Source organism: Idiomarina sp. 28-8 (assembly GCF_000320945.2).
Lineage (GTDB): Bacteria > Pseudomonadota > Gammaproteobacteria > Enterobacterales > Alteromonadaceae > Idiomarina > Idiomarina loihiensis.
In genome coordinates this window covers 314,175-329,072 of record NZ_DF266789.1, presented here as the reverse complement: position 1 = coordinate 329,072, position 14,898 = coordinate 314,175, and the positions used below count along the sequence as shown (strand labels likewise).

Annotated in this window: 14 protein-coding genes; 1 reads left to right on the top strand and 13 read right to left on the bottom strand. The window is 48.6% G+C overall.

What is annotated here, in order from left to right:
* Positions 1-302 precede the first annotated feature (302 nt).
* The 7 genes from RJ32_RS01680 to folE2 form a co-directional block, all read right to left on the bottom strand.
* On the bottom strand, positions 303-1,622 hold the full coding sequence (locus RJ32_RS01680) for an FAD-binding oxidoreductase (RefSeq protein ID WP_034818491.1): 1,320 nt from the start codon (positions 1,620-1,622) through the stop codon (positions 303-305).
* Between the two features lie 411 nt (positions 1,623-2,033).
* A complete protein-coding gene (locus RJ32_RS01675) occupies positions 2,034-2,603 on the bottom strand; it encodes a GNAT family N-acetyltransferase (RefSeq protein WP_034818489.1) in 570 nt (189 codons plus the stop codon).
* Entirely contained in the window at positions 2,603-3,982 is a 1,380-nt protein-coding gene (gene ahcY, locus RJ32_RS01670) for an adenosylhomocysteinase (RefSeq protein ID WP_034818488.1), read from the bottom strand. Before ahcY ends, RJ32_RS01675 begins: the two co-directional genes overlap by 1 nt.
* A 47-nt stretch (positions 3,983-4,029) precedes the next feature.
* Entirely contained in the window at positions 4,030-5,040 is a 1,011-nt protein-coding gene (locus RJ32_RS01665; RefSeq protein ID WP_034818487.1) for an adenosine kinase, read from the bottom strand.
* A 49-nt stretch (positions 5,041-5,089) separates the two neighbouring features.
* Positions 5,090-6,046, bottom strand: a complete 957-nt coding sequence (locus tag RJ32_RS01660) for a cobalamin biosynthesis protein (protein WP_034818486.1) — start codon at positions 6,044-6,046, stop codon at positions 5,090-5,092.
* A 24-nt stretch (positions 6,047-6,070) separates the two neighbouring features.
* Positions 6,071-6,622 (bottom strand): DUF2726 domain-containing protein, encoded by a 552-nt coding sequence (locus RJ32_RS01655; protein ID WP_034818485.1) that lies wholly within the window; start codon positions 6,620-6,622, stop codon positions 6,071-6,073.
* 92 nt (positions 6,623-6,714) lie between these two features.
* A complete protein-coding gene (folE2, locus tag RJ32_RS01650) occupies positions 6,715-7,641 on the bottom strand; it encodes a GTP cyclohydrolase FolE2 (RefSeq protein WP_034818484.1) in 927 nt (308 codons plus the stop codon).
* A gap of 199 nt (positions 7,642-7,840) precedes the next feature.
* On the opposite strand from folE2, the gene RJ32_RS01645 reads away from it, so the two are divergent.
* Positions 7,841-8,191, top strand: a complete 351-nt coding sequence (locus RJ32_RS01645; RefSeq protein ID WP_034818550.1) for an Hpt domain-containing protein — start codon at positions 7,841-7,843, stop codon at positions 8,189-8,191.
* On the opposite strand, the gene arcA is transcribed toward RJ32_RS01645, so the two are convergent.
* The 6 genes from arcA to RJ32_RS01615 form a co-directional block, all read right to left on the bottom strand.
* The gene (arcA, locus tag RJ32_RS01640; protein WP_034818483.1) at positions 8,185-8,907 is read right to left on the bottom strand and encodes a two-component system response regulator ArcA; all 723 of its coding nucleotides are present in this window, start codon (positions 8,905-8,907) and stop codon (positions 8,185-8,187) included. The two genes, RJ32_RS01645 and arcA, sit on opposite strands and share 7 nt — an antisense overlap.
* Positions 8,908-9,007: 100 nt before the next feature.
* The gene (locus RJ32_RS01635) at positions 9,008-10,627 is read right to left on the bottom strand and encodes an ATP-binding protein (protein WP_011233753.1); all 1,620 of its coding nucleotides are present in this window, start codon (positions 10,625-10,627) and stop codon (positions 9,008-9,010) included.
* A 96-nt stretch (positions 10,628-10,723) separates the two neighbouring features.
* A complete protein-coding gene (locus tag RJ32_RS01630) occupies positions 10,724-11,728 on the bottom strand; it encodes a class I SAM-dependent methyltransferase (protein WP_034818482.1) in 1,005 nt (334 codons plus the stop codon).
* A 16-nt stretch (positions 11,729-11,744) separates the two neighbouring features.
* Positions 11,745-13,451, bottom strand: coding sequence for a DUF342 domain-containing protein (locus RJ32_RS01625; protein WP_034818481.1), 1,707 nt, complete (start codon positions 13,449-13,451; stop codon positions 11,745-11,747).
* A gap of 78 nt (positions 13,452-13,529) precedes the next feature.
* Positions 13,530-13,886, bottom strand: coding sequence for an Hpt domain-containing protein (locus RJ32_RS01620; protein WP_034818480.1), 357 nt, complete (start codon positions 13,884-13,886; stop codon positions 13,530-13,532).
* Positions 13,876-14,898, bottom strand: a complete 1,023-nt coding sequence (locus tag RJ32_RS01615) for a succinylglutamate desuccinylase/aspartoacylase family protein (RefSeq protein WP_034818479.1) — start codon at positions 14,896-14,898, stop codon at positions 13,876-13,878. Before RJ32_RS01615 ends, RJ32_RS01620 begins: the two co-directional genes overlap by 11 nt.

Here is a 14,898-nt window from a genome sequence, read left to right as displayed (position 1 = left end):
TCCCTGTAGGGCTTGGGCAGCGCCATCCATGGCGCTGCACACCTCCACAATAGCCCTGTGTAACCGTCGGCGCGCTCACTATCTTCCGCTTCAGTTAAGAAGCCACTTAAGCTGTGATGAGAGAGATTAGAAGGGCTGGCTGTTCACTTGTGAGCGTTACGAGTGTTGAAAGCCTCTGTGGCGGAGTGTCGAAGGCCATGGATGGCCTTCGTCAAGCTCTCATGGATGAGCTCGTCGCGTCTCCGTCATAGAGGCTTTCAATGCTCAAGCGAAGCAAGTGAGCAGCCTGCCCCTGTCCCCCCTCAGTCGCGTAGGCGGCCGTAGTGGTAGTAGAGCCATTGGCCTAGGCGGCGGAAGCGTGGTAATGGAAAGGGCTTTAGTTGTGACTGGTAGTAAGGCAGCTCGGGCAGGGGCTGTTCCATGGCGGCTTCTGCCAGTCTTTGACCGGCCAGAGCGGTAAAGCTAACACCGGCGCCGCAGTAACCCATGCTGGCGTAGATATTATCTTTCACTTTGCCTACTCGCGGGTAATCGTCCAGTGACACACTGACCCAGCCACTCCAAAAATACTCCCACTTGTTCACTTCTCGCAGTTGCGGGAAAGTCTGGTGTAATGCCTGCAGTAAGCGTTTAGCATATATCGGCTTCTCTGCGCTTTTCCCTTGAATGGCACCACGACCACCAAACAATAAGCGGTTATCGGGCAGTAAGCGGAAGTAATACTTCAGGATGCGTGTATCCATTATGGCGTATTGAGGTGAAAGTTTAATACTCTCAACCTGTTCGTTACTCAGAGGTGGGGTGGTAATAATGCTTGAGAGTACCGGTAGCGAGCGGCTGGCAAGCTCCGGCAACAGTTTCCCTGAGGTATAGCCATTAGAACAAACCAACAGCTTACGGGCGCGTACAGAGCCTTTGGCGGTTTGCAGATACACGCCTTTGCCACCAAGCGACACTGCCTGAGTTACCGGGCAGTGTTCAACTAATTGCGCACCAGCGGCAGTTGCCCTTCGCGCGGTAGCTGCTGCTAACAAAATGGGGTTAAGAGCAAAGCAGTCGGTGAAACGCAATGCGGCATGGGCCTGTGGGCTTGAAATAAGCCCCGAGAGTTGATTTTGGGTGAGCCATTCAACGGGTTGATTAAACTTTTTAAGCTGCTCATATTGTTGTTTCAATGGTGCCACGGCGCTGTTGCGGTGCGCTATTTTCAGGTAGCCGCCGTTTTGGCGCTGGCACTGCGACGGGCAATAACGCAAAGTTTCTTCAACCAGTTGCAGTGCCTTTTGATGTTCATCGGCAATGTCTTGCGCAATGTCAGCACCAAGGCGTTCAGCCCAGGCCGACAAGCCCAGTCGGCCGGTACTTTTCATCACAAACCCGGCATTACGCGACGAACAACCCCAGGCCAGTTGGTTGGCTTCAAATACTGCAACAGAATGCCCATTTTCGGCCAGAACCCGAGCCGCGTTTAAGCCCGTGTAACCCGCACCAATAACAGCAAATCCCACTTCCTCCGGCGCATCCACACACTCCGGAAACTCGGCCTGCGTATGCTGCTGCCAATAACTAGGCTCAGGAGCATCATGAGGCCCCGGAGGCGCATTAACCAAAGGATCATACATAAACACCCACCTATAAAACGGAGAGGGAAGACAGCGAGCGCTGAGGTTACAAGGGCTATTGTGGAGGCGCCCGTGAATACATCCGTGTAGGGCTTGGGCAGCGCCATCCATGGCGCTGCACACCTCCACAATAGCCCTATGTAACCGTTGGCGCGCTCACTATCTCCCGCCTCATATAAAAAGCCAACTTAAGCCGCTATGAGGGAGGCAAAAGGGGCAGACTGTTCACTTGTGAGCGTTACGAGTGTTGAAGGCCTCTGTGGTGGAGTGTCGAAGGCCATGGATGGCCTTCGTCAAGCCCTCATGGATGAGCTCGTCGCGTCTCCGCCACAGAGGCCTTCAATGCTCAAGCGAAACAAGTGAGCAGTCTGCCCCAAGCCCATGCAACCTCAGCGCTCGCTATTCGGAGCCTTACGTATCGAATTTCAGCAGCATTTCGCCGGCGTTGCAGTAGCAGATGCCGTCGCATACTGGGCAGTAGTAGCCGTCTTCTACTGAGGCTTTGTACCAGCGCTTTTCATGTTGCTTAATCATTTCACCGCCGCAGCGGGTGAAATATTCATAGGCACTGTTATTGGGGCTTTGCATCCAAATGTGTGCTAAACCACCACGGCAGCCCAGCTCTTTGGCGGCTTCAATACTACGGAACAACAGTTCTTTGCCTATGCCCAGACCGCGTGCCTTTTCTGACACGGCTGCGCATTTAAAGTAGCACAGCTTATCGGCCGGAATTGGCCAGGCGTCTGGGGTGCAAAAATCATCAATTGGCCATTGTCCGGGCGCCAGGGTAATGCGCACGCCCAATGGGGTCTCACCGCGCAGAGCTATCCAGTTCAACTGTACATTACCAACGGTACCGCCGGCTAAATACTGCTGAAAACTCTCTTCGTTCAGGTAGTTGTCACCATGAACTTCATTGGCCAGATCAATAACGGCCGCCATATCGGCAGCCGTTATTTCACGATAAATAATATCGCTCATTAGTAGCGGTACTCGTCTGTCTTAAACGGACCTTCCACATCAACGTGAATGTAGTTAGCCTGATCCGCTGTCAGCTTAGTGATAACACCGCCAAAGCCCTGCACCATATAACGCGCAACTTCTTCATCCAGTTGCTTAGGCAGAACTTCTACACGCAGATATTCTTCCTGCTTCTTATTTTCCATGTCGGCAAATTTCTGCTCGAACAAGTGAATTTGAGCAAGTACCTGATTAGCAAAAGAGCCATCCATAATACGGCTGGGGTGGCCGGTTGCATTACCTAAGTTCACCAGACGGCCTTCGGCTAACAGAATCAGGTAGTCGTTGTCGTCGTCTGAACGGTAAATTTTATGAACCTGTGGCTTAATTTCTTCCCAGCGCCAGTTTTTGCGCATAAAGGCCGTATCAATTTCGTTGTCAAAGTGGCCAATGTTACAAACCAGGGCAGTAGGCTTAAGCGCAGCCAGCATGTAACGGTCACATACGTCCATATTACCGGTTGTGGTCACAATCAGGTCGGTGTTTTCCAGCAAGGCTTTGTTGATGTTGTCGCCGGTACCGTTGTTTTTGCCTTCAAGGTAAGGAGAGACCACTTCAAAGCCGTCCATGCAGGCTTGCATGGCACAAATTGGGTCAATTTCGCTGATTTTAACAATCATGCCTTCCTGACGCAGGCTAGCGGCAGAACCTTTACCCACATCACCGTAACCAACTACCAGAGCTTTCTTACCTGACAATAAGTGGTCAGTAGAACGCTTAATGGCATCGTTTAGTGAATGACGGCAGCCGTACTTGTTGTCATTTTTTGACTTAGTTACAGCATCGTTCACGTTAATGGCCGGTACTTTCAGAGTGCCTTTTTCCAGCATATCGAGCAAACGGTGAACACCGGTAGTGGTTTCTTCAGTAATGCCGTGAACTTTCTCCAGCATCTGCGGGAATTCGTCGTGGATCATCAGGGTTAAATCACCGCCGTCGTCCAGAATCATGTTGGCATCCCACAACTCACCGTCTTTATGGCAAGTCTGCTTTAAGCACCAGTCGTATTCTTCTTCGGTTTCACCTTTCCAGGCAAATACCGGCACACCGGCAGCAGCCATAGCGGCAGCAGCGTGATCCTGAGTAGAGAAAATGTTGCACGATGACCAACGCACTTCGGCACCCAGTTCAAGCAATGTTTCAATCAACACAGCTGTTTGAATGGTCATGTGAATACAGCCAATAATACGAGCACCGGCCAGTGGTTTGCTGTCAGCGTATTTACGGCGGATAGTCATCAACGCCGGCATTTCAGATTCAGCAATCGCAATTTCCTTGCGGCCCCATTCGGCTAAGCTAATATCTGCTACTTTGTAGTCTTGTGAATTTTCTGCACTCATAGTGACTCTCTTTTTCAGTGATTTCTGTCAGTGAATTTTAAGTAAATTCAAGCAGTTTGGGCGCTCATAATGCGCTCAATTAATTGTTGCTGTCGGTCTTTATTCAGTCGGGGACCAAATTCAGTGACCAGCTCCGCCGCCGCATGGCTGGCTAAACGACCAGCGTCTTCCAGCGACATATTACGCGTTAAACCATAAAGCATAGCACCAGCAAACATGTCGCCTGCACCATTGGTATCAATGGCTTTAACCGGCACGCCCGGAATATGTACCTGACGTTCACGGTTAGCAATTACAGCACCGTCTTTACCTAAAGTAATAGCAACCGTGTCGGCCTGCTTTAGTAATACGGATAAAGCCGCCTGAGGATCGTCCTTACCGGTTAATAATTCTGCTTCTTCGCGGTTGCAGAACATTAAATCGACACCACCATCCAGAATTTCATCAATTCCGCTGCGGAAAAACTTCACCATGGCAGGATCAGAGCAAGTCATAACCAGCTTTGTATTGTTTTCCCGTGCCACTTTTTTCGCATGCTGGATCGCGCCACGCGCAATTTCTGAGGTAATTAAATAGCCTTCAATATAAAGGTAGTCTGCTGCTGCAATGGCATGGTCGTCAATTTCAACGGTAGATAAATCAGCCGTTATGCCCAAATGAGTACGCATGGTGCGTTCGGCGTCAGGAGTCACCATAACCAGACAGCGGCCAGTAGTACCGGGGTTCTTCTGTTGGTCAAGGCTGGTTTCTATGCCTATTTTTTCTAAATCCTGACGGTAAAACATGCCGGCTTCGTCGTCAGCAACTTTACAGCAGTAGTAGGCTTTGCCGCCGAATTGAGCGAAAGCCACCAACGAGTTAGCTGCTGAGCCACCGCCGCTTTGCTTTTTCAATTCGCCCAGTTGACTAAGTTCTGCAATCAGAGTGTTTTGAGCGTCTTCATCAATCAGCTCCATCATGCCTTTTTTTAAATCGTGCTTCAGCAGGAAGTCTTCAGAGACTTCAAACTCCTGATCCACCAGCGCATTGCCAATGCCGACTACATCAATGGTTTTCATAATATTAAACGGTTGCTTATTAGGGCGCGTAGTATACCCGATGAGTCACTCAGGGTCGATAAATGAACAAGGCAAAAAGTGCAATAACCAGACAAGCAATGAAAAAGCCCTGCCATTGCCTTTGCCAGCGGGGCGCTCTCGGAATTAATAACTCGGCGGGACGTCCTTCAAAACGTTGTCTTGCGATACGAATTCCCTGCACTTGTATAGGTCCGCCCAAACTGACCCGGTGACAATAGCTGAAGCTTTGTATCCAGCTGAGCAAAATAGTAGAGAACAAAGGGTTACGTTTTAACGGCTGCAGCCTGAATTTATTACGCTGAAATAGCGCCATAAACCGTGCAGTCAGAGCCAGTAAAAATGAAGGTAAGAAATGGGTTATGGTGTGAAGCCAATGTGTTGCCAGACCAAAATGTCGGTATTTTGCCTGTGCAACCGGCCAAACCTGAGTCAGTTCAGAAAGGGTTCGTACTCCAAGTGCCGCTAGTGGCCCACCAACAAACCAAAAGAGCAAAGGCGTAAAGCGGTGTTCCAGAATACTGGTTGCGCGCAGTTCGATACTGGTTTTGGCAATGCCGTGTTCACTCAGTAAATCGCAGTCGCGCCAGGTAATGCGGCTTAGCCAGGCGCGGGCGGCATTCTTGCGGCCACGTTGCAGGTGGCTATCGGCTAATTTGATGGCGTGACTGACGGGCTGCTGACGCAGACTCACCAGTAAAATTAGCCAGCCAATAGCCAAAGACACTTCAGCACCGGCAAATACAATGGCCGCTGGCAGTAATACCAGCAGTGACATAGTTAACCAGGCCAAAAAACCGGCAAGGCGTTGCTGACCGACCGGGCGTTTAGGTTTGTTAACCTTGCCGCTCATGTAGGCGGCCATTAGCCGCAAAACGGCAAAGGGGTGCCACTGCTCTGGCCAGGGAAACCAGCGCTCTGCTAGCAAAGCCAGCAGAGCCAGAGCGACAGGTGATAATAATATGTCGGTTAAAAGTTCCGTGTTCATGCAGCTATACTGCCACGGAGCAAGTTAAGCGGCAATCGGCTGGTTATTCTTATCTTTATTTGTTGGTACCGCGGCACGAACATGTTCAGCCTGACGGATTTTACCGTGAATGTAGTCGTGCAGCTCGGCAACGCGATAGCCGGGTTTTGCTTTAAAGCGCAGGAACGGCAGTCCGGCAGCAGATAAGGTGTTCTTCAGGAATAAGTTACGTTTCTGCTGGTTCATTGACGACTGACCTGGCTCCAGCTCAATAGCCGCTTTAACCTGCATGGTGTGAATATCACACAATACGTAGTCAAGAATGCGCTGGCTGGCTTTGTTGTGGGCATCTTTGCGTGCGGTAGAGGATAAACCTGAGCGCACCGTAACAATGTCGCTTAAACGAACTTTGGTGAATATGCGGAAGCTGTCGCCGACCGACTTTTCCAATAGTGTCAAAAACTGATCTTCCTGCGCGGTGCACAAGGAAACGTCTTTTAGCTTATAGGGGTAGGGTACATAGTTTTCAGACATTCGGCTGGCAATAATAGCCACCGCAATTAACACTACAACAAACAACAACAGGATAATTTCCATTTTTCACACCTCATCAGAAAATTGACGCTCTGTGAGGTGTGAAGCAAAAGCTGTGCCAGCTGTGGCTGCTTATGGAATTAATTTAACCCGAATTACGCCGAGTAACCGCCGGGAACACCTTTGGTCGTGACACTCACTGCGTCGTGCGCGTGCAGTGACTCATAGTGGTTAACCCGCAACCAGAAATCACGGAAGTTCGACATCTGGTTTAACTGATGTTGTAAGCGACGCGAGGCGTCCTCACAGAACATCAGGTTCTGTCCATTTAAACGCGCAAACTCTTGCTCGTCTTCACGTTTAACGGCGGCTTGTACTGGTGTTTTAAGAGCCCCTTCAATGGCGTCAATGAGTTCTACAATGGGAAAGTCATTAACACTGTCGCTTAAGGCAACTTTAACCTCAGCAACTGAACGTTGGCTGTGCGGTGTTGCAACAATACCTTCGGTGGAACCCAGCCACTCGTGCAAGATGCTGGCATCTACCTGTTCCTGACCGGCAAATTTCTCGCTAAAGGCATCCTGAATTAACTGGCGCGCTAAAGCCGCAGAGCAAGGGCAAGTCGATGAATAAGGGACATCGACAGACAACTCCAGCTTTAACTGACCCGCATCGTAGCGGCCGGTTAAGCTGACGGGGTACGCTTTCCAGCCCTGCTTTTTGCTAATCAGCGATTTGCGGCGCAGGTGATAGTCAAAATCAAACTTAATAAAGGCCTGATCACTGATGTCTTTATGGCTTTCGATAAAGTCATTCAGCAACTGCTTTAAAGTATCGTGACTGAGCTCACCTTCGGTCGACATTTTGTCCAGCAACAAATACAAGCGAGACATGTGAATACCCTTGGTTTTCGGGTTTTTCAGATTGACAAAAGCTTCCACTTTAGCTGCTACCGGGCGTTCTGGTACGCCGGCTGCTGCTACCATCAATGGAACTTCAATATTGCTCATGCCAACCCAATCGAGAGCTCCCTCTGTCTGGGCCTGCGTTTGGTTGGCTACGTCGGGCATAACTGTTGGCATTCGTTGTGAACTCCAAGTGTCGTGAATATTGTCCGGCCTGTTTGATCTTGATCAATGAGGCTCAGTCTAAAGGTGGGCATTATATCGCAGAATTTCACCAGGTGACACCGATTGCCCTAATCGATTCTGTCTGCACAGTGGTTGACTCAAAACAGGAATACGCCGAGGATAGGGTTTTGGATTGATGGAGCATAAAAAGATGGCAGAAAAATCGGCGATAGACACCGAGTTATTACAGCAATACGTCGATACCTTAGGCGTTGAAGGCGTGAATTCAACGCTGGCGACTTTTGACGGTATTATTCAAAGCTATGCGCAATTATTGCATCAGGCAGCTAAAAGCCGTAATGAAGACGAGCTACGCAAACAGGCGCATAAAGTTAAAGGTGCTTGCGGTTCAGTCGGTTTAACTGAGTTATCTAAGCTGATGGAAAAGATTGAGAAAGAAGAGTGGGAGTGGCCGGTAGCTGAGCGTTTATTAATTGAATGGGCCGATGCGGTTATTCCGCACCGACGCCAAATTGATGCCTGGTTAGCTGAGCATCACTGAGCTTGCTGATCAACCTCGCCGATAAAGCGATAGCCTTCACCATGGATGGTGGTTATTAAGTTCGGTGTTTCCGGGTGAGACTCGAAATGCCGACGAATTCGGCGAATGGCAACGTCAACGGTACGGTCATTCGGACGCAGTTCTCGATCCAGCATACGTTTAACCAGAGTTTCACGGTCAAGAATGCGGCCCGGGTTAGATAAAAATAACTCCAACGCACGATACTCACTTTTCGGCAAGCGGAACATTTGGTTTTCCGGTGAGTACAGGCAGCGACTGTCGCTGTTCAAACGCCAGCCATGGAACTGGAATTCAACACTGTTGTTTTCAACCGGACTGCCTGAGCGTGATGCTTCAATACGGCGACACAGGTTGCGTACACGAATTGTCAGCTCTTTTGGGTTATAAGGTTTAATGAGGTAGTCATCAGCCCCTAACTCCAGTGCTAACAGGCGGTCATCTTCGCTGTCACGACCGGTTAAGAAAATTAACCCAATGTTGTCGCTTTCACGTAAGGATTCCGCAAGTTCCAGACCATTTTTACCTGGCAAATTGACGTCCATAATTACGACATCCACACGTTCCTGACGCATGATGTTTTCCATTTGCAGGCCATCAGCAGCATCAAAAACTTCGTAGCCTTCTTGTTGGAATAGACGTGTGAGGGTCTGGCGCGTAACAACTTCGTCTTCAACAATCAGTATTCTGGCATTCATAAGCGTTGATTTTCCCGGAAAGTTCGTCGCTGTGCGTACGGTGTTGAACTTATATTTATAAAAGTTATGACGTTACATTATGACTTTTGTTTGAGATTTTTCAAGCATTGCTGACCAAAGTGACAGGAAAACGGACAATAAACTCCACGCCGTTCTTTTCTTCACTAAAGAAGTGAATGTTTCCGCCCAGTACCTGAGTCACTAAATTGTAGACCAAATGCAGACCCAGCCCGCTGCCGCCGGAACCTCGTTTGGTGGTCACAAAAGGGTCAAATATTTTACGGTTAATATCACTGGGAACACCTTTACCATTGTCGGTATAAACCATTTCCAGCTTGTCATCACCTACCATAGTAAAGCTAATGTCCACTCGTCCGCTGCTATACCCTTCAAAAGCATGGATCATAGAATTGACAATAAGGTTAATCAGCACCTGATTTAACGGTCCGGCTTTAGCGCGCACAGTCAGCCCTTCAGGGCATGAAATACGGATAGGGAATTTCTCCGGATCCAGGCGTCTGGGCTTAACCGAAATAAGAACATCGTTCATGAACGACGGAATATGAATATCCCGGTCAATTTCTGATGACTGATCAACTGCCACCTGCTTGAAGCTGGTAACCAGATCCGCCGCCCGGCCCAAATTACGGTAAATAATTTGCAGGTTTTCATCGCAATCACTTAAAAAGCGCTCGAACTCTGAGGTTGAAATTCGCTTCTCGTCGAATTTCTCCTGCATTATCGTTAATTTGTCCTGCAGCAAAGTGGAAGCGGTAACTGACAGACCTATTGGTGTATTAACCTCGTGGGCAATACCGGCCACCATGTCGCCCAGTGACGCCATTTTTTCCGATTCAACCAGTTGCCCCTGATACTGGTGCAGTTGTTCCAGTGTTTTAAGCAGCTCACTGTTGGATTCTTTTAGTGCCTGGGTACGCTGAGTAACCTGACGTTCCAGCTCGGTATTTAACTGACTGGCTTCTTCTTCGGCCCGGCGCTGCCGGCTAATGTGTTGCTGCACACGATCAAGCATGGTGTTAAATGCGTGCGCCATCATATCGAATTCAACCAGCTTTGACGGCGCCAGGCGCAATGAATAGTTTTTGTCCCGGGCAACCTGAGAAATCACATCAACTACGCTGTCTAATGGCGTGACAATAGTCTTTCGCAAGCGCAAAGTTATTAGCCAGCAAAGTAGCAGTGTCAGTACGAAAACCACGCTGGCAATGCCAATTGAGCGCCACATGAATAAGCGGGCCTGCTCCAGTGAGCCACGCAAATACACGTAACCAATGACTTCATCGTCAAGTACTACGGGCTGAGAAACTTCAATGTAGTTGTCGTTAGTTTGCGGTGTTGTCAGTTTATCCAGTTTAGCGAACCGCGCCGGAATAGGGGGCAGGCCTTTTTTATTGTAGCTCGAGAAAAAGGTCAGTTCGTTACTGGTTTCATCCATTTTGTAGACATGAACATGCTGAATAAACGAGGTGTTCTCTAATGAACTCAGGCGTTGTTTTTCGTTAGCGTTGTCATTAAAAACTAAGCTGCTGGCAGCGTTGCCAGCCACAATGCGGGAATAAGACAAAGCCTGGTCATGCAATGATTCCTGATATTGTGCAACCTGACTCACAATATTAACCGTAAAACCGACGAGAAGCGCGAAGCTGGTGACCAACAACACGATATAAATCAGTATGCGCTTCAGTGAAATGGTATGCATTCAGTCTACGGCTCAATCTCTGAAAAAATTATATGTTTACTAATGTTAGCAAAGCGTTAACAAAAAAGGCATCAGTTAAACAAAAAAACGGGTTATTTATCGACAAGTTGCATGGTAAACACGATAACGGCCATTATCGGCTATAACACTGCAGTTGCCAAACACCGATTCAATAACCTCTGGCCAGGGCAGAAAACGGTTAGCAACGACTCTAAAAGCACCTTGTTTATTAAGGTGTTGCCGGGCATTGCTAATAAATTTCCGTGCAATTTCATAGTCGGTTCTCTGTCCGGTGTGAAACGGGGGATTACTGACAATGAAATCAAACTGTCCGGCATTTTCCGGTATGCCATCGGCTAAACGCAACTCGGGTGTTATTGGTTCATTGGCCAGTGTTATCTCACTGGCGGCAATGGCAATAGGACTCACATCACAGGCCATAAGTTCAGTGGCCACTGAAGCTAACTGCTTAGCGATAACTCCCGCACCGCAGGCAAAATCCATACCGCGGCCTTTGGGTAGATCCTTAATATGTTGCAGTAACAGCAAAGTTGCCGGGTCAATATGCTCACGACTGAATACGCCAGGCAAAGTAACAAAAGACTCTTGTTGCTGGTTTAATTCATAAGTGATGTTTTTGGCGTAGTCCTCAACCGAGGCGCTTTGATGAACCTGCTCATTGCGTTCACTGGCAAAAAGCAGGCAATGGTTTGCCGAAGCCAGTTTCTGCGGCGGCTGTAACCAGGCAGGCAAATGTTTCATTAAAGGTTGAATACCAGAGCGTTTTTCGCCGGCAAACCATACCGGAGTGCCAGTTGGTAACGACGCTAACTGTTCCAGTAAATACTGATTCAGCTCTTTTTCCTTTGCTACCAGAAATAAAACACCGTCGTAATGACTAAGGTTAGGAGGTTGAATTTGGCAAAAAACCGGGCGCCCGGCTGCTTTCCAATAAGCCGCGTGACCCGCGTGAAAACTCCAGGCCGAGGCATTAGGTAAGGCAGATAATTCGCCACCACCGGGATGAATAACCAATAATGAGCCATTAGCCCAGGGTTGCCCGGACTGACGTCCAAGCATAGATAAAATTGCAGCTGACATAGTGATACTCAACGGCTTAGAGCAAGCTGTCTACTCGTAGTTTTTTGTCCTGAAGTAAGAACATTGTACCATTTCGATGTTCTTTTATGCGCAGACTTTTCTCTTTAAAGATAAACAAAATACCCGGGAAGACTTCTTTGCTGACCATAGTGCGCAAAACGGGGTGGTTTTCGAATGCTTCCAGTATCGAATCTATGCTGGTTCGGGTATTAACAATGCGAGCTTTAAGTTTGCGTAACTCAATTTTTAGCTTTTTCTGGTATTCGAGTTTTTTCACGCCATCTTCCAGTTTGTCGCAACGGTTTAACCCCTGCTGTACCACTTTTACTCTGGCCAGAGTTTTTGCCAGCAGCGCACGCATACTGTTTAAGTGCTGAAGTGACTGGGGGTCAGCGGGCGGAAGCGACCAGTAAATACGGGTTTTAGTGCCAGCCGGAGCGCCCAGCTGTCCACAATAGACATGATCACAGGTTTCAATAGTGCCACCAATGAGTTTGCCGCGGGCATTACGGCCTTCACCACCAATGGCCAGCGGTCCTTTGGTTATGACATGGCAATGGGTTAACTGTTTGTCCGTATTCACACCGGTTTGAGCTTCAAAGTAGGAATACTGAGCATAGGCACACCAGATGGAACCACCGGCAACAAGCTTGGTGGACACATCGGGTATCCATTCGTCGGCATCTTCGTCGTGCTCGGCATTGTCACCTGAATGAATCAGGTGGCCAATACAGCCTTTACGCACAGTGATATTGCCATCGGCGTATAGCTCGGCAGAATCGACATAGCCGCCAACCGTAATGTCGCCTGTACAAGTTACCTTCATTCCTTCACTGACATTGCCGGTGACAATCACGCTGCCCTTAAACTTAACGTGACCAGTTGATACATCGACGTTGTTTAGCTGCATAACATCATCAACTTGCACGCTGTTTTCGTTAAAACTAGGCATGCCGGTTCGGTCAGCAACAATTAAATTGGTATCGGTATCGCTGACGCGTGTCCCTTCTCCGGGTTTAAAGTCCCGATCTTCACCGTCCCGGGCTTCCAGTTCCCGTCCAAAAACAGTAAAACCAACACGACCTTTGCTCGGAGGTATCTTCTGCAATAGCGGAGAGTCTGGATCAACCGTGACTTCGGCTCCTAAATCGCGCATGTCCGCCGTACCGTCTTCACGCAACTGAGGGCGTAACACGCGTTTTCGAGCATCATCTGTCAGGGGTTTAAATTTGGCATTGCTGCCATTGATAGGGTATTTTCCCTTGGCCACGGTAACCGATAGCTCAGCACCGGGTGGAGCTTCATTAGTGTGTTCAACCAAGGCGTCAATAGCCTTGCGCTGAATGCCCGAGGTGATTTTCTTTTCCTTCAGCTTGGCAATGATAGATTCCTGCGTCAGGGCTTTGCCGCCATAACCGACAATACCGCTGGCAGTGACTTTCATATCATCGTCGCTTACTTGCAAATTTAAATCAGCGTCAAAAATCTCGGCAATAGCGACTTGAAAGGGAATGCTGCTGTTAGAGTCTTTACTGTAATGCTGGGAATACTTTGTTGCGGTTTGCAGCAGCATTTGTGGATCAAGCAATTTTGCAGCCGAAAACTTAGAAGCCTGCCAAGCTTGCTGTAGTTTATCTGCTTTGACCTCTGAGGGAGGGGTGCCGGCATCAATACTGATGTACACATCTCTTTCAGAAACCCGGAAACTGACCGGACTGGACATAGGGCGCCTGTACTCTAATTGTTGTTATAATTTTTATCGGGCTATTTTAACGAATGTTTACCCTTTTTTGTATTAATTTTAATCGTCCAGGACAACTTCATTACAGTAGCTTGCTATTTTTTCATTCACTGCGGCTAATTCAACGTTAACTTGTGTAATTGCTTCAGCGCGCTGCTCATAAGTCTTCTGCTGCCAGTTTTTGAAAAGTTGTGCAGCCAAAAGGCTCAAGTCAGTCGCGCCAATAGTAGCACTTAAACTTTTTAACGTATGTAACTGTAAGCGGGCCGCTTCAACATCTTCTAATAAGTCCTCTGTATTCAGCAAAGGAGCAAACTGTTCCAGGTAACAGTTCAGCACTTCCCGGTAGAGGTTGTGCTGGTTATCACAATGGCGCAGACCGCGGTTAAAATCAATCTGTACTGAATTACTGCTCATAAGGTTTGTTCTCGTAAACCTCGGTAAAAGAATCAACGCTTTCGGTAGCGTCCGACATGGCGTCTTTATCAAACTGTGCAACGTTGAATAAGGCTTCGCCTTCATTAGCTACCGGAATATTACTGCAGCCTATAATAATGCCGCGTACCGGAGATTCAACCGCATCGCCTTCGCCACCATGCGGGTTAACGCTTAAGGCTAATACTTGTTGTTTCTGAATGGTTTGTCCTAGCTCAACTTTGGGAATAATAAGGCCGTCGCGTTCTGCCCGAACCCAGGTGGAACGACGGGCAATGACAGGTGTAATACGACGACCACGACGGCGGCCTTTCATCATTTTTAAGTGCTTCATTACATTCTGTACGCCAATAACGCCGGCACTTATCGAGGCCTCATCAAAGCGCAGTCCTTCACCTGCCTCATATAAAATGAGAGGAATACCGAGCTCATTGGCTAAAGCCCGCAAGGAACCGTCGCGCTCTTTAGAGTGCAGAATAACCGGCGTGCTGAAAACCTTCGCCATGGCCAGTGCTTTTTCGTTTTCAACGTCTACCCGAATTTGCGGCAGGTTACTGCGGTGAATAGCTCCCGTGTGCAAGTCCACAATGTGGGTCGACTTTTTGACCAGCTCTTCACTGAACAAATACGCCATACGACTTCCCAGAGCACCGCGTTCCGAGCCGGGAAAGCAACGGTTTAAATCACGCCGGTCAGGCAAGTATCGAGACTGCTGAATAAACCCAAATAAGTTAACAATAGGCACCACGACTAAAGTGCCGCTGAGCGTGCGGGCGTCGGTGGTATTAATTAAGCGTCGGCAAACTTCAATGCCGTTCAGCTCATCACCATGAATAGCCGCGCAAACCAGCAATACGGGGCCGGGCTTGGTGCCATGAAACACATCTATGCGTAAGTCCAGCGGTGCGTCGTTATACAAACGCAACGCGGGCAGAGTTATATGCTGATGCGATCCCGGCTCTACCCATTGTCCAGCCAGTTCAAAACCGTTCAT